Genomic DNA, 23,643 nt, shown 5'->3' on the forward strand with positions numbered 1-23,643 from the left:
GATTCCACGATCCATGCTGACCGACGAATGCGCCGCTCCAATAGTGTTTGGGAAATAGCCGCGCAGTGTAAAACACCAGTCCGAGCAGTCGAATCGCGCGAAGCCATGGCACAGTTCGGTGAACGATCCGGACCAGATAATCGGGATGAAGAGCGGGGCGGAAAGTTGAACTTCAAACGATCTAACAGGAAGCTGGGGGACGGGGAATGCGCCAGCTTCTCCATGTCGTAGTGAAAACCTACCCAGTTTCGTTTCAAGATCGGATGGTAGCTGTTGGTGCTAACCCGGTTGTGCCACGCGGAGAAAGCCGCCGGTACTAGGGGGTACCCAATGTAACAAAGCGTCGCGCCGGCGTTGATCTGTACGGGAAGAGCGTTCCCGCCAGCTGCGTGGAAGGTGGACCCGTCACATCGCCTTCAGATCAGGCAGCAGTCTTTCGCACTCTCTCCTGACAACGCCATAGCACTCGCACACGCGCTTTTCGAGTCCAGGTCGGTCCAGCACCTCAATACGGCCATAGCTGTAGCGGATCAGTCCGGCATCCTGCAGTTTCATCGCCGCTTCCGTCACGCCGGCTCGCCGGACGCCGAGCATGTTGGCGATCAGTTCCTGCGTCATCGTCAGTTCATTCGACGGTAGCCGGTCGATGCTAAGCAGCAGCCACCGACACAGTTGCTGGTCAATTGAGTGGTGCCGGTTGCAAACGGCGGTCTGCGCCATCTGCGTGATCAATGCCTGGGTATAGCGCAGCAACAGGCGTTGCACCGCACCCGCGCGATTGAATTCCTCTTTCAGGACACCGGCATCCAGTCGATAGGCGCGTCCGGCGCTCTGCACAACCGCCCGGTTCGGCGTGGTTTCACCGCCCATGAAGAGCGCAATGCCGATGATGCCTTCGTTACCCACGATGGCAATTTCGGCGGATGCGCCGTTCTCCAGTACGTACAGCAACGAAACGATGGATGTTGCCGGGAAATAGACGTGGTCGAGACGGCAGCCAGGCTCGTAGATGACCTGCCCCAATGACAAGTCCACTGGCACCAGGTGAAGAGCGACGCGCGCCCACTCCGCCTCGTCCAGCGCCGCGAGCAGGTGATTGCCATTTCGATGATCTTCCTTCAGCATTTACCACATCCCTCACAGACAGTCTGGAAACTGCACCGCTTTCGCCGGCCCGTTCCTGTGCGTGACACGTCGAAACAGATATTCGAGGCACCGCGCATGGTACATCGAGCATATAGTCACGAGTCTGTTTTCACACTAAACCCGTTCTCGCCTGGTCCGTTTGCGACACTGGACGACAGAAGCGAAATGCCCCTGCATCTGAAGGTCGATCAGTCGCCGCGTAATAGGCGCTACACTGGCGCTCCAGCAGTCATCGGCGATGCATCATGAATGATTCCAATAACACTTCTATCGCGCCCGGGCTGGCCGTCTCTCCCCGAATAGTTGCGATCGGCGCGTCGGCCGGTGCCCTTCATGCGCTGAGCCTGTTTTTCAGGGCGGCTACCGCGATTCCGAACGACGTTGCGTTTGTGATCGTTGTCCACCTGGCTCCGGGCTCCGAGAGCCATCTCCCGGGGTTGCTGGCCAAAGACACGCCTTTGCCTGTGTCAGCCATCGAGGATGGCGCAGTGCTGCGAGCGGGGCACGTCTATGTCATCCCGCCGAAGGTATCCGTCGTTATCAGGCAAGACGCGTTCAGGCTGCGGGCCGCCGTTGATCGTCCGGCAATTCCCATGCCGATCGACGAGTTCTTCACGTCGCTGGCCGCTGACCAGCACGATCGCGCCATCGGGATCGTGCTCACTGGCGCGAACGCGGATGGTTCAGCAGGCCTGAGAGCGATCAAGGCGGAGGGCGGCATGGTGATGGCGCAAACCCCTGAAACGGCCCAGCACAGCGCAATGCCCAGCCATGCAATTGCAACGGGGTTGGTCGATTATGTGCTGCCAGTCGAAAGCATGCCTGCTGCACTGTTCGATTACATCACACGCTCCACCGCCGGGACGTCGCCGACCTCGGCTGATTTTGCGCAACAGGTCGATCTTGAACCGGTGCTCAGGGCACTTGCTGCAGCCGGATCGGATTTCAGGGGCTACAAGCGGGGAACACTTCAGCGTCGCATTGCCCGCCGCATGGTGGTCAACCGGGTCGACAGCCTTGATGCTTACTGCGAGATCCTGAGAACCACGGCCGGGGAGGCTCAGGCGCTTAGCCTGGACATGATGATCGGTGTGACAGAGTTCTTTCGCGATCCCGATGCATGGACCGCGCTGTCCGAACGCGTTCTGACTGTCCTTCTGGAAGAACCGGACAGCGAGCAGCCCGTTCGCGTCTGGGTGCCGGGATGCGCGACAGGCGAAGAGGCCTATTCGATGGCCATGCTGCTGACCGAGGAAATCGAGAAGCGCCGGGCGACGCGGACGTTCATGATCCTTGCCTCTGACGTGAACCGCGTTGCGCTGGGACGCGCACGGCAGGGCATCTATTCAGCCAGCGTGGCGTCACCGGTTGGTGAAGCGCGGCTCGAGCGATTCTTTCAGGCGCACAGCGATGGATTCCAGATCCGGCAGGAACTTCGCGAAACGGTTCTGTTCACTCCGCAGAACCTGATTGCCGACCCGCCGTTTTCCCGGGTCGATCTGATCAGTTGCCGGAACCTGCTGATCTACCTCGAGCCGGAGGCCCAGCAGCGGGTGTTTGAGCTATTCCACTTCGCGCTCAATCCGAAACGCTATCTGTTTCTGGGGCGATCGGAGAGTACCGACCCTGATTCTACCCAGTTCCAGGAAGTGTCGAGGGCCTGGCGTATTTACCAGCGCAGTCCGGTCGTCGCGCCGACAGTCTCTGGCTACCGGTTTTCCGCCAGAACGGCACGCCGCGAGGAATTCCCGCCCGCGAGCCGCGTCGGTGTCCGCAGCAAGGGGTACGCGGAACTGGTCAACGCCACGCTGCTCGAAGAGCACCATGCCGCATCGGTGCTGATCAATTCCGCTCACCAGGTGCTCTACGTGAGCGGTTCGACAGATGAATACCTGACGCAACCGGCAGGTGAGCCGACCGGTAACATTCTCGACATGGCGCGCGAAGGCCTGCGCTTGAAACTACGGATTGTATTGCGCCGGGCGATTCAGGATCACGCAGCCTCACCGGTCAGTGAGATCGTCGCTGACGGAGGTGCACCTGCGGTAAAAATCACGGTGACGCGACCGTTCGACACGACGCATGCCGGCAAAGCCTTGCTTGTCATCTTCGCCAGGTTGCCGACGGTCGACCGGGCTGTGTCGATGGTCCCCTCCGGCGAGGATTCCGACCTCTGGCATCTCGAGAGCGAGCTTCGCACGACGCAGGTTGAGCTCGGCAGCACGATCGAGGAACTGGAAGAGAGCAACAGCGAATTACGGGTATCGAACGAAGAAATCCTTTCGATGAATGAGGAATTACGCTCCGCAAACGAAGAGCTCGAAACTTCGAAAGAGGAACTGCAGGCGGTCAACGAGCAGTTGAATGTCGTCAATTCCCAGCTCGAGCAGAAGGTCCATCAGTTGGAGATCCTCAATGACGACGTCACGAATCTGCTTGCCAGCACGGAAATCGCGACGCTGCTTCTCGACCAGCATCACGCGATCAGACGCTTCACACCAACCGCAGGGCGGATTTTCGGACTTGCGCCGCCTGACATCGGACGCGCGATCGTCGATGTCCTCGGTAATCCGCTTGGCGACGCGTTGCCGGAGGATGTCGACCGGGTGCTTCGGGGCCTGGACCAGAAGGTCGAGAAGGAAATCGAAACCGCGACCGCGGAATGGTATGTTCGCCGTGTCACGCCGTATATCGCGATTCGCGGAACGCCGCCTGCTGGCGTCGTGGTGACCTGGACCGATATCACCCATGTCAAGCTGTCCGACCTGCGCGCCCGACGCCTTGCCGCAGTGGTTCAGGATTCGAACGACGCGGTGACGGTATTCGACCTCAAAGGCCGCTTTCTCGCCTGGAACAAGGCTGCGAGTGCGATGTATGGTTACAGCGAGACCGAAGCGTTGCGCATGACCGTCTCCGACCTGGTGCCACGCGGTGCCAGGCAGGATCATCTCGACTTCATCCGCCATGCTGAGCACAACGAGGCGCTGCATTCCTACGAGACACAGCGGGTAACGAAGGACGGGCGCGTGGTCGATATCTGGCTTACGCTGTCGGTCCTGTCGGACGACGCCGGCAACGTTATCGCGGTGGCATCGACTGAGCGCGACCTCGTTAACCGCAGCGTGAGCAATGCTCACCTTCGCGAGCGTGCTGAACAGCTGGCTGTAGCCGACCGGCGAAAAAACGAATTTCTGGCAATGCTTGGCCATGAACTGCGCAATCCGCTTGCGGCGATGGTTTCAGCCGGAAATCTGCTCGCGTCGGAAATGATCGCAGATTCACAGAAGGCGTGGGCCGCCGGCGTCATACAGCGGCAGGGTCGCGCGATGATGCATCTCGTGAACGACATGCTCGATATCTCGCGGATAACGAGCGGCAATATCGAGTTGAATCGACAGACGGTTTTGCTCAAAACGATCGTCCAGAGCGCCATCGAAGTTTGCCAGCCGATCGTCGATGAGCGTCGTCATACGCTGTCCGTCTCCCTGCCGGAAGAATCCATCTGGCTAAACGCGGACCCGACGCGCCTCTCGCAGGTCATCGAGAACATCGTGATCAACGCGGCGAAATACACCGCGCCCGGAGGAGCCATCCAATTGCGGGCGACCAGAACGGCTCATCGGCTATCGCTCAGCATCAAGGACAACGGGAGAGGTATCCCCTCCTCGATGCTCGGGAGCCTTTTCGACATGTTTGTTCAGGGACCCGCATCCGATAGCCAGCGCCAGAACGGTCTGGGTGTCGGCCTGTCCGTGGTGCGACGACTGGTCGAGTTACATGGCGGCTCGGTTCGGGCCGTCAGCGACGGCAAGACCGGCAGTGAATTCATTGTCGATCTGCCGCTCCACCCGGGACCCAGCGCCGGGGAGCAGGTCAATTCGCAGCCGGCACCGGTCGCCGTGCGACCAAACCGGATTCTCATTATTGATGACAACGCCGACGCGAGTGAGGCCCTGGCGATGCTTCTCGCAAACGAAGGTCATCAGGTCGAGACCCGCCTGGATGGTGTTTCGGGAATCAGCGCGGCGGCAACTTTCAGCCCTGACGTCGTACTTCTTGACATCGGACTCCCCGGCATGGACGGTTACGAGGTAGCGAGAAGGCTACGTGAATCCGGATCCAATCGAAACGTGATTCTGGTAGCCGTCACCGGGTACGGACTGCCGGCGGATCGCTTCAGGTCGGCCGAGGCTGGGTTCGACCACCATCTGACCAAGCCAGTCGATTATGAAGCATTGATCCGGTTGTTTGGCGCGGGAATGGAGGGGAAGTCGCATACGTAGTGAGCTCGATAACGGCAGGTAAACGCCGGCGCGCCTGCAGCCGCTTTTCGTGCAGACTGAAAGTACGCACGACACACGCGGAAAACCGGATGCGGTAAATCGGTCTGTGTAAGAGCTTCCGACTCTACTGACCAAGCACTTTCCCCTGTAGCACGCCGAGGCGTGCGCTCCCCAATCGTCGAATCTGTTTTCGACGATTGGTCGTGGTGCCCGCACGGCCAGGTGAGGTAAGCGATGGTTCGCGATGCCATGTTGTCGCCATGGTGCGGCAACGCACATATCTTTCGCGACCGCACTCGATGATGACAAGCCCGCAGGTCTCGTGCAGATAGTCATCAGGCGCGTGCGCCCGAGTCGATTCGAGTTGGGTTTTCCATCAGACGCTCGACGTCAGGTAGGCGGCCGGATAGGAACCGTAAGGAAGTGACGAATTGGCACCGAAGCGGCACTTGCACGAAGCGCGCGCCCTGCACACTTATCCTGCGCAGGGCCCGTCGTGGGGTTATCGCTTCGATCGAACATTGTGGCGCCGGTGCAGTCGCAGTAAGGCCCGCGATATCCGCCCTTTGCGAGCCACTGACACGCATTCGCTACGATCTGCCTTTGTCCGTTCAGATCAAGGGCGGAGGTCCGCGTAAATTCGATCTGCGGAGAGACGTCTCCGCTCTTTTGCTCAACGTACCAGAGGTCCTGCGGAAACTCGACGGCCGGATCGGCCGTCGGATTACCTGCCGGAAAATTGGCCGCGTCAGAGTATTTGGTCAGCGTCCAACGGCGCCTCTCAAGCGTTCCAACGAGGTCACCTAGGACCAGACACATTGCCGCGATAATTTGAGCAGGGTCATCAGGTGTAGCCGACACGCACACAGGCGTTCGTAGCCCTCGGTGCCCTTGAATTTCCATGGTTGCTGGCGTGACGTGCGCGCGGCGTCAGTTGCTGAGTCTCCGATGCCACACGACCGACTCCGTGTCGACCATACCGGCCGTTCAAGTCCTCCTTGCCAGCGGATTCTCAATGTCGAGTTTCGAGGGGGAGGGTAACAGGCGCTATCGACACCACCATTGGCGCATCCGCGGCGGGCGTCAGCGGAACGCCACTGTCCGGTATGGCGAATCCCAACAGACCGGAACATACGCTTAGACTCTGTGCGTATCCGGACGGCGCATCTTCAGTGCAGCAAGGTGCACGAAGCCTTCGATCCATTTCACACTCTCCTTTTCGCGAAAGCCCTAGTGTTTTCTCCGCCACGCGGGTCCTATTATGAATTGACCGGGGTGGCGATGCCGCGTCCTGCTGCGACGCGCGACGACATGCGGACACGCAACGACGGACGAGGTGACCGTCCACGACAGGCTGCACCCGTCTGGAGAAACCAGCCGGAGCAAGTTGATGAGCGCGCCTGCCAGAAATCCAGCCACCGGCCAGCGAGGCAAACGGGGGCGAATGCTGGCCATTCTGGTGGCATGCTGTCTGCTGTGCCAGAGCCTGGCGGCGAATGGGTCGGACGATGCTGACAGGTTGCTCGAGACGTATCAAAGCCTGATTCCAAGGCTCGACCATAACCAGTTTCAACGGCGGCTGTATCTTGATTCGGAGGAGTCGCCATCCACGCTCAAAGGCGAAATCTACGCCGTGATGGACTACCCATTCCCGACTGTCGACGGCGCACTCAATGACCCGTCGCTAGGCCCGGTGAACTGGTGCGAGGCGTTGATCCTGCATCCCAATATCAAGTATTGCCATGCCTCCAGCGGCAGCAACGGCAACACGCTGATCGTGAACGTCAGCAAAAAGGAAGTCGCCGAAGAAATCGGGACCACTTACCGCGTGCAATTCGATTACGACGCAGCGACCACCAGCACGGGATACTTGCAGGTGAAGCTCCACGCTGACAGCGGACCGTTGAACACGCGGGATTATCGGATCGTTCTGGAAGCGGTGGCCCTCAACGGCGACCACACGTTCCTGCATCTGACCTATGCCTACAGCTACGGCGTGATCGGGCGTCTTGCCATGAAAGCTTATCTGGCCACCTTCGGACGCGGCAAGGTCGGCTTCACCGATATCGCTGATCCGTCAGCGGCACAGGCGGAATACGTCAGCGGGGTGCGCGGTCTCGTGGAGCGCAACACCATGCGCTACTACCTGGCCATCGATGCCTATCTCGGCGCGCTGTCGAGCCCGCCCGACAAACGGCTGGAGCAACGCCTGAACAACTGGTTCAACGCCAGCGAGCAATATCCGCGACAGCTGCACGAAATGGATCGACAGCAGTATATGCAGATGAAATATGACGAATACCAGCGGCAGCAGACGAAGCAGTAGTTGGGGAATCGAGCCGGAGCGACACGCCGACGCTGGGCTTGGCGCAACGCGATTCGATATGGAAATACGCGCGCAAACATGAGGATCGTGAGCACGGCGCTTTTTCGGGTCACGCAACGACACCAGGCTACTCGAATCCTTTTGCGTGCACGCCTATTTGGCGGGATGGGGGCGCATGCCCTGGCACTCGGCGAACCGGCCGGATCGTGATCGGTGTACTCGGGATACGCCACGCAAGCGCCGCCGCGTGGGGGAATCCGGCTGCTGCGTTCGCCGCGCCGTGCCGCCGATCCCGCTGGCCCAGCGGCACTATTTTCCCGATCTGTTGCCTCAGGGCAGCGAGATCGTTCGCGCCGTCGGCAGTACGCCCGACGATCCGTTCAGTCTCATTTATCTGACGCTCATCGCGGCGATCAGCAATGCGGAAAAGTACGTGTACTTGACCAACGCCTACTTCGTCCCCGACCCGCAACTCGTCAGAGCGCTCGTCGATGCGGCAAAGCGACGTCGACGTCCGGCTGATTCTGCCCAGCCACTCCGATTCGGCATCCGCGTTTTATGCGGGCCGCTCGCACTACGAAGATCTGCTGGAAGCGGGCGTGAAAATCTACGAGAGACGTGGCGCCCTGCTGCACGCCAAAACGGCGATCGTGGATGGCGTCTGGTCGTGCGTCGGCTCCAGCAACCTGGATTGGCGCAGCGCGCTGGACAACGATGAGATCAACGCCGTTATGCTAGGCCGGACATTCGCACGGCAAATGGAAGCTGCATTTACGGAGGACATGGCGGGATCCGATGAGATCGACGTGGCGAGCTGGAAGCATCGATCCTTGCTGCTGCGCCTGAAGGAGTGGACCGCCCGATTGTGGGGGCAGCTTCTTTAGCTGCGCAAGGCGCGTTCCTGATCGCGAAGGTCTCTGGGGGACTCGGTGCAAAGAATCCTTATGCAATAGGGCTTTTCGGGCTTCTGGCGTAAGTAAGCGTCCGTATCTTGACGCCACCCCTGCAGCGCTTCAGGCTACCGCGCCAAACAAGGCGCCGACACCTGCTGACACGCCCATTGCCAAAGCACTCCAGAAGACCACGCGGATAACGCCGGGGCCGACTTTCGCTCCGCCCGCTTTTGCGGCCAAACCGCCGAGAATGCCTAGTGAAACCAGAGCAGAGAGGGTTGTAGCAGGGAGCAGCACCGATTCGGGCGCGAGTGCGGCAATCATAGCCGGCAACGTGGCGCCCACCGAAAACCTGCAGGCAGAAGCCAACGCGGCTTGCAAAGGTCGGGCGCGGGTGACTTTCGAAATGCCGAGCTCATCTCGCGCATGAGCACCAAGTGCGTCGTGCGCCATCAGTTTTTCGGCAACCTGCCTTGCAAGCGGAAAATCGAGCCCACGACGCACGTAGATTGCAGTCAATTCTCGATGCTCGCGCGGAAAGTCAGCATCGAGTTCGGCCTGCTCTTGGGCCAGGACTGCCTTCTCTGTATCTGCCTGCGAGGAAACAGATACGTATTCTCCAGTCGCCATTGACATGGCCCCAGCCACCAGCCCAGCCATCGCCGTGAGCACAATGCTTCCATGAGCGGTGTGTGCTGATGCTACGCCGGTGACAAGGCTCGCCGTCGAGACAATGCCATCATTGGCGCCCAGCACAGCGGCGCGCAACCAGCTGATGGATTCGAGACGGTGCCGTTCCTTATGTCGCCCTGGCATAATTCCTCCACATTGGAAACGTTGATGCACTCTCTCATGGCGGGTGGACGCAGGAGCAGCCTGATTGTGTAGCTACGGTAGCGGCGCGTCACTTGGTCGACGGATATTGACATACCGCCGTGCTCGGGCGACAACAACGTTTTGAATGTCAGCCGATCCCATCACCAAGGATTGCCATGGACTTCGATTACGACTTGTTTGTCATTGGCGCGGGATCGGGCGGCATCCGGCTGTCCTGGATGGTCGCCGCCAGCGGTGCCAAAGTGGCGGTCGCGGAGCAAAGCCGCGTTGGCGGAACCTGCGTGATCCGCGGCTGCGTGCCGAAGAAACTGCTGGTCTACGCGTCCCGCTACGGCGAGGACCTGGTCGATGCCGCCGGTTATGGATGGCAAGTCGAGACGAGAGGCTTTTCGTGGGAAACGCTGATCGAGCGCAAGAACCGCGAGATCGACCGGCTCAACGCGGCCTACGTCGGGATGCTGGAGAACGCCGGTGTCACGCTCTGCCCAAGCCGCGCTGTCATTGCCGATCCGCACACCGTGGTGATCGCGCAGGACGGGCGCCGCATTACTGCCCGCCATATCGTTGTCGCGACCGGTGCATGGCCGGCACTGCCGTCGATTCCGGGCGTCGAGCACGCCATCACGTCGAACGAAGCGCTTGAAATGCGCAAGCTGCCGCGGCGCATCGCCGTGGTCGGCGGTGGCTACATTGCGGTCGAGTTCGCCGGCATCTTCAATGGGCTCGGCTCGCAGGTCGACTTGCTGTATCGCGGCGAGCAGATCCTGCGCGGGTTCGACGACGACGTGCGGCAGATGCTGGCGGACGAGATGGCGAAAAAAGGCATCGCGATCCGGAACCGGACCAGCGTGCTCGCACTTGAGAAGGCGGCCGACGGCACGTTGCACGCGACGCTCGATTCCGGCGGCCGCGGTGACTATGACGCGGTGCTGTTCGCGACCGGCCGCGCGCCGAACACTGGCGGCCTCGGACTGGAGGCCGCCGGCGTTGCACTCGATGCCACGGGCGCGGTGGTGGTCGACGCGTTTTCGAGGACCCGCGTCGAGTCGATCCACGCGATCGGAGACGTAACCAACCGGGTGCCGTTGACGCCCGTCGCGATCAATGAAGGTGCCGCGCTGGCGGCGACGCTGTTCGGCGGACGGCCAACCCCGGCCGATCACGACAATGTGCCATCGGCGGTATTCAGCCAGCCGGAAGTCGGCACCGTGGGCATGACCGAGGCCGAGGCACGCGCTGCGTTCGGCGAGCTCGACCTGTACAAAACATCATACCGTCCGATGCGCCACGCGCTGAGCGGTCGCGACGAGCGCTCCTTTATGAAGCTGGTCGTCGAGCGCGCGAGCCAGCGAGTGGTGGGCGCGCACATGGTGGGACGCGATGCGGCCGAAATCATCCAGGGCGTCGCGATCGCGGTGAAGATGGGCGCGAGCAAGGCGCAGTTCGACATGACGGTCGGCGTCCACCCGACTTCGGCCGAGGAATTCGTGACGATGAGGGACCCGTGGGCGCCGCCCGCTTCGCCAACATGCCCGGTGTCCGGCGATCCGGGGTTACAGACGCCGCGATGAAACTGCAGGATGCCGGACCGATTCGTCACCATCGCTGCAGCCATATCGCGGCGTAGGAGCGGCTAGGGCTCGACAAGCGCGAGTGCGATGTCTCTGCATGATGGACCCCTCCTGTTCCAAAGAATAGGTGTCCACGAAACCGGGTCAACTCCACTTCGTGCTGGCAAACGGCGATCGATGCGTCACGCATCCGTTGCGTTTCTGTTCCGGGAACAGGCGCTCCGCGTCGCGCGAGCGTCATTCGCGCAACTGCCCGCGCGCGTCGTCCCGTTTCGCTGCGAGGAGTCTGCCGTGGCCACAGCAGGCCCGACCTCAGACCGATAGCATCAACGCCATCGCGAAACTCGTCCGCACCTTCATTCATCTGCTCCACGACCACCGTGTGGAATCCTGAACAGCGCGCCGACGACCCCAGTAGGGGCGGAGGTGAGTGTCGACGTTCGGCTATGACTTGTCATTTCGAGTTCTTTACCGAAAGCGGTCACCGTCGGCCAGTCACTGGGTCACTATTCGTCGCATGATTCGCGTCGCGCCTTGAGCTTCGGCCTGCATGGAACGTGACGACGCGGCGCGCCGCAATCAGAATCGCTATCCGGCTTTTCGGTTTGCGTGCGGGACGCTGCGATTGCGAGCGGCGGCACTCAGATCCACGTCACGATGCCGCGCCAGTCGATGCCGACAGGCGAAGCAGACAGCACCGACAGCAAAATCGTCTAAAATTAATCTGCTCCGATCCTGATTTGAACAAGGGGAAGATAATGATTCGATTGATTGCATGGATGCTGATTGCTGGTACCGCAGTTCTCGCCGGTTGCAGCACGATGGCGGGCGTAGGCCAGGACATTTCGAAGGGCGGCCAGGCGATCAAGAATGAGGCACAAGAGCCCAAGTAAGGGAGCCAGCTGAGGGAGCGCGCCAACGAAGTCAAGAGCCGAGGTCAACAAGCCCATTCGCTGCCAATCATCGCAGCAGACGCGGCGCCGTGATGGTGCCGCGTTTTCAATTGCGCGCGGTGATCGTCTTATTGTGCCGTGAGCTCGATTGCCGACGTATCCGCATCGCCCCCTCGGGGGCAACAAGGATGTGGATGTCGCCTGGCGTAGTGTCGCCGATCCTGCGCTTCCTTCAACTTCAGTTCACCTGGCTTCCTTCGCATTCAACGGTTCTCGCATAACTTGTAGATGCGGGCATAACGGAGGGGATGATTCAGGCGCCCGCGACGCCCTCCGCACCGCGGTCTGTCGACGGCGCTTCCCTTTTCGCAAAAAGACCACTCCTCAGTAAGTGGGAGCTGCTGTCATTGTTAAATTCGTCCCATTAGCACCAGGATGAGCAAGATCACCACAATTACACCGACAATGCCGCTAGGGCCATAGCCCCAGCTCCGACTGTGTGGCCAGCTCGGGAACGCGCCAACGAGAATCAATATCAAGACAATCAGAAGAATTGTACCTAAGCTCATGGTTTGCTCCGTTTATCAAGCACGAAACGTTTTCCTGCACGAGTATCGCGAGGTTCGCCGGCGAGTTCGCTCCAACGTTCCACATTCGGGACGTTTGATTCTTGAACTGTTTCCCGTTACTTCAATGACATCCAGATTCATTTCAATCCCCCTTGACCCGTAATTCAACTAGCAAAAAAAGCAAAAATACACATCACATATTGTTCGGGTTCCCTCAGACTACTCCGTGCGGTTAGAGGCCTGCGAGCGCGGCAGATCTAACGAGTGAGCCATGTCCACACTCGCTTCCATCCGCGGCTCGTTCAGTCTGCCGGCGCAGCGGCGACTTCGCCTCAGAAGGCTTTGCATTAACTCTGCTCCTGAAGGTCCAGCCCAACCAGGTCCATCAACGCCGAGCCACCGATTCTATTGATAGTGCAGTGCAGCGAAGATACAAACGAGTCCGAATCCTGCAGTCCCCCTTAACGTGATCGGTCGCTCAGCGGCAAGAACATCCCGCACCCGAGAGGCATGCCGAGGGGGCCTCCGACAAGAGCCAGGCTGTTCGTCGGGCGAAAGTTGGAAGGAAATCGCCGGCAAGAGACCTCTGCCACGCCGGCCAAGGCTAATGACAGGTTGAGGGGAGCCGTGGCGAAAGAAATGTGGGTTCGCCGTTATCAAATCTTCTTAGTGTTGGTCGACCCTTCAATGGGCCAGGTGCCCCCACGCTACTCGGAGTCTTCGCGCGGCTTGTGCGTCTCACCGCCCACACCCGGGAAAAAAACGTTCAACGCGTCCCGGACACCTTCTGCTAGAGTCGCCTCCGCGCCGATAGCCTCCGTTTCGCCAGACCTGGCGGGGTCGGCGCTCAAGCCGCGCCAATGAGTGAATACGAGCAAAGGCTTTTCAGTCCATTCACCGCCGCCAAACTTCGCAAAGGTCGTCTCCCCACTCACAAGTTGCACCTCGTACCATCCATCGCGGACAGGGGTGTATTTGTCCAGCGGAAACCAGTTGGTTGTTTGGATTCCCATAAATTCCTCGTTGATCTGTCGCTGCCTGTACGTCGAAGTGTCAATCCAGCCAGACTAACCAGTGGTCGATCTCGTCATGCAAATCGCTCCACGCTGTTGGGTGCTCTCGCAGGGCCTCGATCCATTCGAAACGCGCATTCACCGCGCTCTTCTAACGCCTCCATGTACATCTCGGGTCCGCCCATTCCTCTGGCGGGCAATTGCCGATTCCGCGACGCAGCGCGGAAGTTTTCCGGCCCACGACTGAGTGTTCGCCGCTCAAAGCGTGGCTTCAACACGCGTCGGATTCGGATCGATAGATTGATCGTTCACCAGTGGCGCGATGAACGCATGCGCGTTCGATTTGCAGTCGAGTTGTGCATCCAGAGTGTAGGCGCAGCACAATACTGGAGCGAGCCCCGAGCCTATTGCAGCAAGCACTGTTGGCGTGTTGAGAGCGATCTTGGTCATGATTGTGGTGCCGCCGGTACTGTCCATCGAACCCTCTCATGTCCGGCGGGGGATGTCTGTACGGTAGCGGTCAAGACCTGTAGCTCAAGTTCCTGCTGCCGCCTCCTACCGAGGCGTTGTCGGTTGCAGCAATGTGAACCTGGCGCTCTTGATGCAGTTGTTTTTACTGGTCTGAACGCCAGCGTATAGACTTACCACGTCGTCCGCGGGACGCTGCTATTTCAACCTGCGCATACCAGTGATCTTCGGGTCGCTCTTGCGAGGCGGGCGTTTGCGTACCGCCGGTTGTGGGTGGTCGCCGGGCGCGAAGTGGAGATCAGCATGTCAATTTATTCAACGTCTTTCCGGTGGTCCGTCGGTACTCCCGGCGCTCGCCACGCTGACGACACCGATGGAATTAATGAACGCCCTCTGAGCCCGACTACCGTCCTTCGCTTCAATGCCTCCCGACCAGCCAGCGGCTACGTCAACGCCCCGCAGATGAAGAATCAGATTGTCGCGATGGTGGCGCACGAGCTTCGCCGACCGTTGACTCCGCTCCAGATCGCCACCCAGCTCATCCGCAGGTCGCACAGATTGCCCGGCTGGCCGAGGATTTGATGGACGCGACGCGGATCGACCGGGACGCGCTTCGTATGACGCAGATATTCGATCTTTTCGTGCAATCCAGCAGAACGATTACGGCGAGCGCCGGCGGTTTGGGGGTGGGTCTTGCCGTCGTGAAAGCCGTCGCGGAATCGCATGGCGGAACGGCACGCTGTCCGCGCTCAGGTGGATCGCTTCTTCCACCTCGCTGTCGACGCGCTCGTCAGGCACGGCGCTTTGTCCCATGAAGTCGACGATTTCGCGGTCGGTGATATCGCCGAGAAGCACGCGGTCGACAGCTGTCTTGCCGTCGCGGATGATGGTGCACACGTCCGCGATCTGCCGAATCTCGCACATCCGGTGAGACACGAAGAGGACGGCGAGTTCGGTGTCCGCTATCAGTTTGCGCAGGACGGCAAAGAGGCGCGCCGTCTCTGCTGCGGTGAGGTTGGCAGTCGGCTCGTCGAGCAGCAAAAGCTTCGCGCCGGAACCGAGCGAGCGGGCAATCTCCACGAGTTGTCGTTCGTGCAGTGTCAGATCGCCTACCAGACGTCCCACCGACTCTCGCGCGAAGTGCGGGTCGATCAGCGACAGTGCTTCGATTGCGAGCGCCTTCGACGCGCGCTCGCTGTAGGTGCGCATAGCGCGATGCAGGCGCGGCAGCGCGACGTTTTCCGCGACCGAAAGATGCGGCAGCAACGCCAGCTCCTGATTAACGAGCGCGATCATTCCCGAATCGACAGGCGATGCTGATGAAGCGCCCATTTCGTGTCCATCGAACTCGAGCGTGCCGCTATCCCGCTCATGCTGGCCCGAGATGATCTTGATGAACGTGGACTTCCCCGCGCCGTTGCCGCCGAGAAATGCATGAACTTCGCCCGGCGCGATGGATAGATCGAATCCCTTCAATACGCTCGTCGGGCCGAAGCTCTTGACGATCGAACGTGCATGCAGCAAATACGGCTGTTGAGCCATCGCAAATCTCCATTGAAACGAAATCTGGACGCATGCTGCGAGCACCTCGTGCCGTGCTCCGACGGCGAGGAGGAGCGCACAATATGTGTCAGGGTGATTCCCTAAGCCGAAAGGAATGTAGCCGGCGTGAAGGCCCTCAGGGAACCAGCTAGACGTCCCTAAGCATTAGGCGCTCACACTGTGCCGCGTCGACTCGGGCATCGTCGCCACGGTTGATAGATCGTTGCGCCGAACTGAGGAGGGATTCGGATGGGTCATGTTTTGTCTCCTGCGCGATGCTGCATCGCGCAATGCTTGTATTGGAGCGGGGGTCCTGTCATCCCGCCGCCCCGGCGCAGAGGAGGCTTGCTTTTTCTATTCGTTTCCACGCCGCTTGGTGTGAGAATGGCAGCGTTGACCATCAGTGAGCAATGCAGTTTTCTTCAACTGCGCCTGAAAAAAATTTGACTATGCGTATTCCACCGCTCAAGGCGATCATTGCCTTCGAATCTATTGCCCGGACGAAAAGCGTAAACCGCGCTGCCGAGGAACTCGGCCTGACGGCGTCGGCCGTAAGCCACCAGTTGAGCAATCTCGAATTGATGATCGGTCACCCCTTGTTTCAGCGAACCGGGCGCGGCCTCATCCTGACGCCCACGGGCGAGCGATATCTGTCGGACGTAACGGGCTCGTTGGCGGACCTAAGCCGGGCAACCGAGCGCGCTTCAAGTCGCAAAGATGTTGACATCCTGCGCGTGCATTCAAGCCCGAGCTTTGGGCTCATGTGGCTGCTACCGAGGCTGTCGTCTTTCCAGGAGGCCAACGGAGATGTTCAATTGAACGTCGCGTGTTCATACGAAGACGTTTCGTTCTCGAACGGCTACTACGACATTGATATCCGGCACGGTTACGGCGGATGGAACAACCTCAAAGTAAAGACTGTGCGCGGAGAATTCATCGCCCCGCTAGCGTCACCTCGATACCTGGAGCGTCACCCCGTTGCCAACCCCGAAGACTTGCTCAGTCACCGGCTTATTTATTCCGAAACGCCTCTGGTCCAATGGCGGCAATGGTTTGGGCGAGTTGGGGTGGCTGGCCAGAGCAAGACGTTTGACTTCTCGTTCGACCGTTCATACATGTCTATCGAGACAGCGGCGCTTGGTCTCGGAATAGCGCTAGAAAGCACCATGATGGCCTCGCGGAAGATTCGCGACGGCGAACTCGTCCAGGTATTCGACAGCAGCCAGTCAGTGGAAGTTGCGGCGCATCATCTGGTTTACCCTAGTCAGAACGTCGAACTTCCGAGGGTCGGCAAGTTTCTGTCGTGGATCGAAAATGAGATCGAACGCGGTGCGTCTGGTTCTTAGGGAAAAACGCTAGGACCTGAAAATTTCTCAGCTTCAGTTGAATGAAACTGCGTTGATGCGTAGCCGGGGGACGACGAAACTTCGAGCTACACCTAGTTCATCAACGGAGACGCGACATGTTGCTCGAGAATCAAGTGGTCGTCATTACAGGCGCGGCGTCGGCACGCGGCATCGGCAAGGCAACGGCGAAAGTGATGGCGGCGCAAGGCGCGCGCATAGCCATCCTCGACCTGAATCAGGCCGACGCCGAAAGCGCCGCACGCGATCTCGGCGACGGGCATCTTGGCGTGGCTTGCGACGTGACGGACAAGGAAGCGTGTGTGTCCGCCGCAAATGCCGTCGTCGCCAAGTATGGCCGTATCGACGCATTGGTGAACAACGCCGGTATTACGCAGCCGATCAAGACACTCGATATCACCCGTAACAACTTCGACGCGGTCATTGGCGTGAGCCTGCTCGGGACGCTGTATATGTCCCAGGCGGTCATCCCGCAAATGAAGAAGCAGCAAAGCGGCAGCATCGTCTGCATGTCGTCGGTGTCGGCACAGCGCGGCGGCGGCATCTTTGGCGGACCGCACTACAGCGCGGCGAAAGCAGGCGTGCTCGGGCTCGCCAAAGCGATGGCGCGCGAATTTGGCGGCGACCATATCCGCGTGAACTCCATCACGCCCGGTCTCATTCAGACCGACATCACGGGCGACAAGCTCACGCCGGAAATGCGTGCGGACATCATCAAAGGCATTCCGCTCGGACGTCTCGGCGAAGCCAACGACATTGCGAACGCCTGCCTCTTCCTCGCAAGCGGACTCTCGACCTATCTCACCGGCATCACGCTCGATGTCAACGGCGGCATGCTGATTCACTGACGTTCTGCACCCGTGTGCGCTGGCATACCGGTGCATGTTCATGACGCACCCGGATCAACCGAGGCGTCGCGCCGCTTGAGCGGCCCCAAAGTTCGACGCTGAACTCAATGCTGACCGGTGAGTTCGGCCGACAGGAGACACCCATGAAATCCAAACTGGCCGCACCGGGAATCGGTGCAGAGCTGTCCGCTCCCGGCGATGTCGCAAGCTTCGAAGCGAGAACCTATACGAAGGTCGCACGCCGGCTCATTCCCTTCCTGATGCTTTGCTACCTCGGTGCATATCTGGACCGGGTGAATGTCGGTTTCGCCAAGCTTCAGATGCTCAACGACTTGCGCTTCTCTGAAACCATATACGGTGTCGGCGCGGGCATTTTCTTTCTCGGTTACTTTCTGTTTGAAGTACCGAGCAACGTCATCCTGCATAAGGTCGGCGCTCGCAACTGGCTTGCTCGCATCATGCTGACATGGGCACTGATTTCCGCGAGCTTCGTGTTCGTGAAGTCGCCCACGCTCTTCTATGTTCTGCGCTTCCTGCTCGGCGTCGCGGAAGCCGGCTTTGCTCCGGGGGTGATTCTCTACCTCACGTACTGGTTTCCCGCCGCGCGGCGCGCGAAGGCGCTCTCGATGTTCTTCATGGCGATTCCGCTGGCCGGCATCGTAGGCGGCCCGCTGTCGGGCTGGATCATGCATGCGTTCCAGGACGTACACGGTCTCGCAGGGTGGAAGTGGCTTTTCATGCTGGAAGCTCTTCCTTCGCTGGTTCTGGGCTTTGCCATCATCCTTTACCTTGACAACGGCATTGCGGGCGCCAAGTGGCTGACCGACGACGAAAAGGCCCTGCTCAAGCGCAACGTCGAGAACGACCGCACGCAAACGACCGAGCACGGGTCCATCCGCTCGTTCGTCGGTGACCGCCGACTGTGGTTGATGGCTGGGATTTACTTCTGCGTCGTTCTGGGTCAATACGGCCTGACGTTCTGGCTGCCGACGATCATCCGGCGCACGGGTGTAGCGGACCCGCTGTGGGTGGGTATCCTGACCGCGATTCCGTACATCTGCGCCATCATCGCGCTGCCGCTGCTCGGAAGCAGCGCGGACAAGCGCCGCGAACGCCGCCTGCATCTCGCCATTCCTCTGCTGGTCTCGGCTGCCGGGTTTGCCACTTTGCCGATGCTAGGCAGCGTGGGCGCCTCGATCGTATGTGTGAGCATCGCTGCCGCGGGCATTCTCGCGTCGTCATCGCTCTTCTGGGCGCTGCCTACGGCGGTGCTCGGCGGCATGTCCGCGGCGGCCGGCATCGCCGCGGTCAACTGCTTCGCAAACCTCGCAGGATTCTTCTCGCCGGCCATCGTTGGATGGCTCAACGACTTCACGGGAAAGCCGACCGCAGGCCTCATCTTCATATCAGCGGCCGTCGTGCTTGGCGCGGTGCTGGTGTTCTTCGTTCCCGCGAAGACCGTCAACCGCTGAATCCGACTCTTTTAAGGAGACACGCAAATGAGTACTCCAATTCTCGAGGATGTGACGCTCGCCGAGCGCGCCTATCGCATCCGACGCAACGCCCTCCTGATGGGCGAAGTGCAAGGCCAGGGCTATATCGGGCAGGCCCTCGACATTGCCGACGTGCTGGCCGTTTCATATTTCGGCGCGATGAATTATCGTCCCGCCGATCCCGAGTGGGAAGACCGCGACCGGTTCCTGCTTTCGAACGGCCACTACGCCATCGCGCTGTATGCTGCCCTGTTCGAAGCGGGCATCCTTCCGCAGGACGAGCTCGAGACGTATGGCAGCGACGACAGCCGTCTGCCGATGTCAGGCATGGCGAGTTACACGCCGGGGATGGAAATGTCCGGCGGATCGCTCGGCCAGGGCCTGACCATTGCGGTTGGCCGTTGCCTGGGCCTGAAGCGCAAAGGCTCGAGGTCGTTCGTCTATACGCTCTTCTCGGATGGGGAACTCGACGAAGGCGCGATCTGGGAAGGCCTGATGTCGGCGGCGCACTGGAAGCTCGACAACCTCATCGCGATGATCGACGTGAACAACCAGCAGGCCGATGGCCCATCGACGCAGATCATGGCCTTCGAGCCGCTGGTTCCGAAGCTCGAAGCCTTCGGCTGGTATGTGCAGCGTATCGACGGCAACGATATCGATGTCGTGAAGGAAGCCTTCGACAACGCGCGCAACCTGCAGGAAGCGAAGCCGCGAATCATCGTATGCGATACGAAGATGGGCTGCGGCGTGCCCTTCCTCGAAGAACGGGAGAAGAACCACTTTATTCGCGTCGATGCAGACGAGTGGCAGTTGGCGTTGCAAGCACTTGATGAGACTTTCGCAGGGAGAAAAGCATGAGTTCGGTCGTCGATAAAAAGCCTCGCCTGAAGACCTCGGCGATGATTGCGTCCATCGCGGGCGAAGGACAAGTTACTCGCTCGGCGCCGTTCGGCCATGCGCTCGTCGAGCTGGCTCGCACCAAGACCAACGTCGTCGGCATGACCGCCGACCTCGGGAAATACACCGACCTCCACATCTTCGCGAAGGAGTTTCCGGAGCGTTATTACCAGATGGGAATGGCCGAGCAACTGCTGATGGGCGCGGCCGCTGGCTTTGCTCACGAGGGTGCGCAGCCGTTCGTGACCACATACGCGGTGTTCGCGACGCGCCGCGCTTACGACTTCATCCACCAGGCCATCGCCGAAGACGACCTGGATGTGAAAATCGTCTGCGCTCTGCCGGGACTCACGACCGGCTACGGCCCGAGCCACCAGGCGGCCGAAGACCTGGCACTCATGCGAGCAATGCCGAACATGACGGTAATCGACCCGTGCGATGCGCTCGACATCGAGCAGATGGTGCCGGCCATCGCGGCGCACGAGGGCCCGGTCTACGCCCGGCTTCTGCGCGGCAATGTACCGGCCGTGCTGGACGAGTACAACTACCAGTTCGAACTGGGCAAAGCCAAGATGCTTCGGGATGGGTCGGACGTACTGATCATCTCGTCCGGCATCATGACGATGCGCGCCCTCGAAACGGCGAAGGCGCTGGAAGCGGACAAGGTGGACGCCGCCGTGCTGCACGTGCCCACCATCAAGCCGCTCGACACCGAGACCATCATCCGCGAGGCGAAGCGGAGTGGTCGCATGGTCGTGGTCGCAGAGAATCACACGGTCATAGGCGGATTGGGTGAGGCGGTGGCGACGACGCTGCTGAGTTCGGACGTGTCATGCACCTTCAGGCAGGTTGCGTTGCCGGACGCGTTCCTCGATGCCGACGCTTCACGACCGCTACGGGATCTCGACGAGCTTGATGGCGGGTAACATAAAGCAGTGGCTAGCGTGAAAGCGGCAGGCGTTACTACAAAGGTATAACTGCTTCCATACAGGATCTTCAGAGACGTCTCGTCTTGTCTTCATCCGGGATGGATTTGGCCCACCGTCACGGTGGGCCTTTTCATTCTCGTTCGATAAGCAGCTAACCTTTAGGTTTTTGAGTGGCCGGGATTCGCGAAAAAGACGACCGCCGCCAGACGTTAGAGGAAGGGGCGCAGGAGCAAGCCCGGCTGTCCAGCGCCGGGCGAAGAAACGTTAACCGAGTGAGACCCGGTTTGCCTGTGCTGCGTGTACCGATTCTCTGGGTCCCCGCTTTGCAAGTGTCAGGACCAGGATTGCAACGGCCGTTACGGCGCATGCCCCTGCCATCCAGGCGACCGTCTGGATGAGTCCGCCGGAGAACCTGCGAACCGATTCGACAACGAGCGGACTCAGGAAATTACCGAGGAAGAACGATCCCATATACCCGCCAGTAGCTCGACCGCTTTGCGCGAACGGCACGCGCGCCAGTGTCCACGTGCCGAGTAGCGGAAGCGCCATGCCGGCGCCCGCCGCGGCAAGAAAAGCGCCCGCAACGGTCGCGTTCACGCCTGTGCACGATGCGATGATAATGAAGCCCAAGCCGAGCAGTCCGAAGGCGAGGACCAGAAGCCGGTTGATCGGCCATCGCGCGAGCCGGTGAAAAGCAAACGAACCCACGGGTATGCCGGCATTGGCGATGGCACCCCCGAAACCAAGAGTCGGCGGTGCCGTGACGCCGCGCGCGCTGAGCAAAAAGCTGATCTGGACCGGCACGACGAAGAACATGACAGACGCGAACAGGATAAACAGGCAGAGGGGGCCGACCTCGCGCCACGGAAAGGGCAACTTCTGAACGGGTGCATGCTCCGCATGCGTTTGCTCGGGTTCCCAGATCATCACCGCGATAAACGGAAGGAACAGGACCGCGCATCCGTAGACCAGGAAAGGCGTGCGCCAGCCCGCCGCCAGGCTGCCGAGCCCGCCGCCCACCGCGAACATCAAGGCGGCCACGACGGAGGCCGACGCGTGCTGCATCGTCAGCCATTTCTGTCGCTGCACACCGGAGAAATAATTGGCGACGAGCGCGGTGGCGATCGTGACGATCGCCGCCTCCGCGAGACCGATCACCGCGCGCGAGGCGGCGATCGCGTAGAGGTTTTTCAGCCAGAACGGCAAGACGCCGGCAACCGCATAAATCGCAACCGCGGCCAGATAAAGGCGCTTGCGTCCGAACGCGTCGACCAGCGATCCGACCAGCGGGCTGAACAGCGCGATCATTAGCGCGGGAATGACCAGCACGATCAGCGTCAGCACGTCCGCATTCGGGACGCCCGCATAGTCGTGTCGCATCTGCGGAAGGACAGGGGCAATCAGCACTGCACCGGTCGAAGAGAGCCAGCAACTGGCCATCAGGAGCCAGCCATGTCGCGTGCCGGCGACGCGTGCCGGCCGGGCTTCAGGGGAAAGATGAGTCATGTCGTCTCCAACGTTCTTGTATTGGCTGCTCCTGACGCAGGGCGCCAGGAAACGTGTCACTGTCCGCGGACAGAACAACGGACATCGAGCGCCGGGTCCGGGATCGCCGCCGGTTTCAAGTCAGCGACCGGGGGCGATCCCTGTCCGGTATTGTTAGAAGGCCACCTGATCGTGACCCTTCAGATCGAGCATCCGTCTCGCTTCGTCCGGCGAGGCGATCTCGATGCCCAGTTCGTCGAGAATCCGGCAAATCTTGCGCACCTGGTCAGCGTTGCTTTGAGCAAGCTCGCCGCGGCCGATATACAGGCTGTCTTCGAGGCCGACCCGGACGTTGCCGCCCATCAGACTCGCCATCGTCGCGACAGGCATCTGATGCCTGCCGGCCGCCAGCACGGACCAGTTGTAGTCGTTGCCGAACAGCCGGTCGGCGGTGCGCTTCTGATGCAGCAGGTCCTCGGCGTGGGCGCCCATCGCGCCGCGCAGGCCGAATACCGTTTGCACAAAAAGCGGCGGCTTCACGAGACCCTTCTCCAGGAAGTACTGCAGGGTGTACAGATGGCCGACGTCGTAGCACTCGAATTCGAAGCGCGTGCCGCCGACCTTTCCGACATGCTCGAGAATCCACTCGATGTCGTCGTAGGTATTGCGGAAGATCAGCCCGCGCGTGCCCTTCAGAAACGGCACCTCCCAGTCATGCCGCCATTCGCGCTCGCGTTCGGCCATCTCCGATAGCACCAGGTTGAGCGAGCCCATGTTGAGCGAGCACATCTCGGGCTTGAGCGCCCGGCCTGCCGCCGTGCGCTCCTCGATGGGCATGTTCGGACCGCCGCCGCCCGTCGAAATGTTGATCACGGCGTTGGTGGATGACTTGATGGCCGTCACGAAGCGTCTGAAGATGTCGGGGTCGCCGGAGGGGCGGCCGTCCTCGGGATTGCGGGCGTGCAGATGAATGATCGAGGCGCCGGCCTCCGCGGCCGCGATGGATTCGGCTGCGATCTGTTCCGGCGTGACCGGCAGAAACCGCGACATGGAGGGTGTATGAGCGCCACCTGTCACTGCGCACGT

General features: G+C 60.4%; 17 protein-coding genes and 2 pseudogenes. 10 read left to right on the forward strand and 9 right to left on the reverse strand.

Annotated features, from left to right (window positions below; genetic code table 11):
• Positions 1-405: 405 nt before the first annotated feature.
• Entirely contained in the window at positions 406-1,125 is a 720-nt protein-coding gene (locus tag WN982_RS26050) for a Crp/Fnr family transcriptional regulator (protein WP_341318498.1), read from the reverse strand.
• A 266-nt stretch (positions 1,126-1,391) separates the two neighbouring features.
• Here WN982_RS26050 and WN982_RS26055 point away from each other — a divergent pair, with 266 nt between their 5' ends.
• The 3 genes from WN982_RS26055 (at position 1,392) to WN982_RS26065 (ending at position 8,639) form a co-directional block, all read left to right on the forward strand.
• Positions 1,392-5,429 (forward strand): CheR family methyltransferase, encoded by a 4,038-nt coding sequence (locus tag WN982_RS26055; RefSeq protein WP_341318499.1) that lies wholly within the window; start codon positions 1,392-1,394, stop codon positions 5,427-5,429.
• 1,390 nt (positions 5,430-6,819) lie between these two features.
• Positions 6,820-7,755, forward strand: a complete 936-nt coding sequence (locus tag WN982_RS26060; protein WP_341318500.1) for a hypothetical protein — start codon at positions 6,820-6,822, stop codon at positions 7,753-7,755.
• A gap of 491 nt (positions 7,756-8,246) precedes the next feature.
• Positions 8,247-8,639 carry a phospholipase D-like domain-containing protein gene (locus tag WN982_RS26065; protein WP_341318501.1) on the forward strand — a complete coding sequence of 131 codons (393 nt, stop codon included), beginning with the start codon at positions 8,247-8,249 and terminating at the stop codon, positions 8,637-8,639.
• Between the two features lie 129 nt (positions 8,640-8,768).
• Here the strand turns inward: WN982_RS26065 and WN982_RS26070 are convergent, their stop codons facing one another.
• Positions 8,769-9,464, reverse strand: a complete 696-nt coding sequence (locus tag WN982_RS26070) for a VIT family protein (RefSeq protein WP_341318502.1) — start codon at positions 9,462-9,464, stop codon at positions 8,769-8,771.
• Positions 9,465-9,640: 176 nt separating this feature from the next.
• On the opposite strand from WN982_RS26070, the gene gor reads away from it, so the two are divergent.
• On the forward strand, positions 9,641-11,056 hold the full coding sequence (gene gor / locus WN982_RS26075; protein WP_341318503.1) for a glutathione-disulfide reductase: 1,416 nt from the start codon (positions 9,641-9,643) through the stop codon (positions 11,054-11,056).
• A gap of 481 nt (positions 11,057-11,537) precedes the next feature.
• On the opposite strand, the pseudogene WN982_RS26080 reads toward gor, so the two are convergent.
• Positions 11,538-11,690: pseudogene (locus WN982_RS26080) on the reverse strand (integration host factor subunit alpha); the annotation flags it as partial.
• 124 nt (positions 11,691-11,814) lie between these two features.
• Here WN982_RS26080 and WN982_RS26085 point away from each other — a divergent pair.
• The gene (locus WN982_RS26085) at positions 11,815-11,949 is read left to right on the forward strand and encodes an entericidin A/B family lipoprotein (protein WP_341318504.1); all 135 of its coding nucleotides are present in this window, start codon (positions 11,815-11,817) and stop codon (positions 11,947-11,949) included.
• A 410-nt stretch (positions 11,950-12,359) separates the two neighbouring features.
• On the opposite strand, the gene WN982_RS26090 is transcribed toward WN982_RS26085, so the two are convergent.
• From WN982_RS26090 to WN982_RS26105, 4 genes are all read right to left on the reverse strand, one after another.
• Positions 12,360-12,518, reverse strand: a complete 159-nt coding sequence (locus WN982_RS26090; RefSeq protein WP_341318505.1) for a DUF3309 family protein — start codon at positions 12,516-12,518, stop codon at positions 12,360-12,362.
• Positions 12,519-13,225: 707 nt separating this feature from the next.
• Positions 13,226-13,531, reverse strand: a complete 306-nt coding sequence (locus tag WN982_RS26095; RefSeq protein WP_341318506.1) for a hypothetical protein — start codon at positions 13,529-13,531, stop codon at positions 13,226-13,228.
• A gap of 258 nt (positions 13,532-13,789) precedes the next feature.
• The gene (locus tag WN982_RS26100) at positions 13,790-14,008 is read right to left on the reverse strand and encodes a hypothetical protein (protein ID WP_341318507.1); all 219 of its coding nucleotides are present in this window, start codon (positions 14,006-14,008) and stop codon (positions 13,790-13,792) included.
• 651 nt (positions 14,009-14,659) lie between these two features.
• Positions 14,660-15,541 (reverse strand): ATP-binding cassette domain-containing protein, encoded by an 882-nt coding sequence (locus WN982_RS26105; protein ID WP_341318508.1) that lies wholly within the window; start codon positions 15,539-15,541, stop codon positions 14,660-14,662.
• Positions 15,542-15,990: 449 nt separating this feature from the next.
• Between WN982_RS26105 and WN982_RS26110 the strand changes: the two genes are divergently transcribed.
• The 5 genes and pseudogenes from WN982_RS26110 (at position 15,991) to WN982_RS26130 (ending at position 21,091) form a co-directional block, all read left to right on the forward strand.
• Complete coding sequence (locus WN982_RS26110; protein ID WP_341319424.1) at positions 15,991-16,887, forward strand: LysR substrate-binding domain-containing protein; 897 nt, start codon at positions 15,991-15,993, stop codon at positions 16,885-16,887.
• Between the two features lie 116 nt (positions 16,888-17,003).
• Positions 17,004-17,753, forward strand: a complete 750-nt coding sequence (locus WN982_RS26115) for an SDR family NAD(P)-dependent oxidoreductase (RefSeq protein WP_341318509.1) — start codon at positions 17,004-17,006, stop codon at positions 17,751-17,753.
• A 143-nt stretch (positions 17,754-17,896) separates the two neighbouring features.
• Entirely contained in the window at positions 17,897-19,225 is a 1,329-nt protein-coding gene (locus tag WN982_RS26120; RefSeq protein ID WP_341318510.1) for an MFS transporter, read from the forward strand.
• A 27-nt stretch (positions 19,226-19,252) separates the two neighbouring features.
• Positions 19,253-20,104 carry a transketolase gene (locus tag WN982_RS26125; protein ID WP_341318511.1) on the forward strand — a complete coding sequence of 284 codons (852 nt, stop codon included), beginning with the start codon at positions 19,253-19,255 and terminating at the stop codon, positions 20,102-20,104.
• Positions 20,101-21,091: pseudogene (locus WN982_RS26130) on the forward strand (transketolase C-terminal domain-containing protein). Before WN982_RS26125 ends, WN982_RS26130 begins: the two are co-directional and overlap by 4 nt.
• A gap of 245 nt (positions 21,092-21,336) precedes the next feature.
• Here the strand turns inward: WN982_RS26130 and WN982_RS26135 are convergent.
• Positions 21,337-22,578, reverse strand: coding sequence for an MFS transporter (locus WN982_RS26135; RefSeq protein ID WP_341318512.1), 1,242 nt, complete (start codon positions 22,576-22,578; stop codon positions 21,337-21,339).
• Positions 22,579-22,731: 153 nt separating this feature from the next.
• Complete coding sequence (locus WN982_RS26140) at positions 22,732-23,607, reverse strand: 3-keto-5-aminohexanoate cleavage protein (RefSeq protein ID WP_341319425.1); 876 nt, start codon at positions 23,605-23,607, stop codon at positions 22,732-22,734.
• Positions 23,608-23,643 lie beyond the last annotated feature (36 nt).

Source organism: Paraburkholderia sp. IMGN_8 (assembly GCF_038050405.1).
GTDB lineage: Bacteria > Pseudomonadota > Gammaproteobacteria > Burkholderiales > Burkholderiaceae > Paraburkholderia.

Coding starts and splice junctions, on each gene's coding strand:
- WN982_RS26050 (WP_341318498.1), bottom strand. CDS start 1,125: ATGCTGAAGGAAGATCATCGAAATGGCAATCACCTGCTCGCGGCGCTG.
- WN982_RS26100 (WP_341318507.1), bottom strand. CDS start 14,008: ATGGACAGTACCGGCGGCACCACAATCATGACCAAGATCGCTCTCAAC.
- WN982_RS26105 (WP_341318508.1), bottom strand. CDS start 15,541: ATGGCTCAACAGCCGTATTTGCTGCATGCACGTTCGATCGTCAAGAGC.
- WN982_RS26120 (WP_341318510.1), top strand. CDS start 17,897: ATGAAATCCAAACTGGCCGCACCGGGAATCGGTGCAGAGCTGTCCGCT.
- WN982_RS26135 (WP_341318512.1), bottom strand. CDS start 22,578: ATGACTCATCTTTCCCCTGAAGCCCGGCCGGCACGCGTCGCCGGCACG.
- WN982_RS26085 (WP_341318504.1), top strand. CDS start 11,815: ATGATTCGATTGATTGCATGGATGCTGATTGCTGGTACCGCAGTTCTC.
- WN982_RS26070 (WP_341318502.1), bottom strand. CDS start 9,464: ATGCCAGGGCGACATAAGGAACGGCACCGTCTCGAATCCATCAGCTGG.
- WN982_RS26115 (WP_341318509.1), top strand. CDS start 17,004: ATGTTGCTCGAGAATCAAGTGGTCGTCATTACAGGCGCGGCGTCGGCA.
- WN982_RS26055 (WP_341318499.1), top strand. CDS start 1,392: ATGAATGATTCCAATAACACTTCTATCGCGCCCGGGCTGGCCGTCTCT.
- WN982_RS26090 (WP_341318505.1), bottom strand. CDS start 12,518: ATGAGCTTAGGTACAATTCTTCTGATTGTCTTGATATTGATTCTCGTT.
- WN982_RS26140 (WP_341319425.1), bottom strand. CDS start 23,607: ATGTCGCGGTTTCTGCCGGTCACGCCGGAACAGATCGCAGCCGAATCC.
- WN982_RS26065 (WP_341318501.1), top strand. CDS start 8,247: ATGCGGCAAAGCGACGTCGACGTCCGGCTGATTCTGCCCAGCCACTCC.
- WN982_RS26060 (WP_341318500.1), top strand. CDS start 6,820: ATGAGCGCGCCTGCCAGAAATCCAGCCACCGGCCAGCGAGGCAAACGG.
- WN982_RS26125 (WP_341318511.1), top strand. CDS start 19,253: ATGAGTACTCCAATTCTCGAGGATGTGACGCTCGCCGAGCGCGCCTAT.
- gor (WP_341318503.1), top strand. CDS start 9,641: ATGGACTTCGATTACGACTTGTTTGTCATTGGCGCGGGATCGGGCGGC.
- WN982_RS26095 (WP_341318506.1), bottom strand. CDS start 13,531: ATGGGAATCCAAACAACCAACTGGTTTCCGCTGGACAAATACACCCCT.
- WN982_RS26110 (WP_341319424.1), top strand. CDS start 15,991: ATGCGTATTCCACCGCTCAAGGCGATCATTGCCTTCGAATCTATTGCC.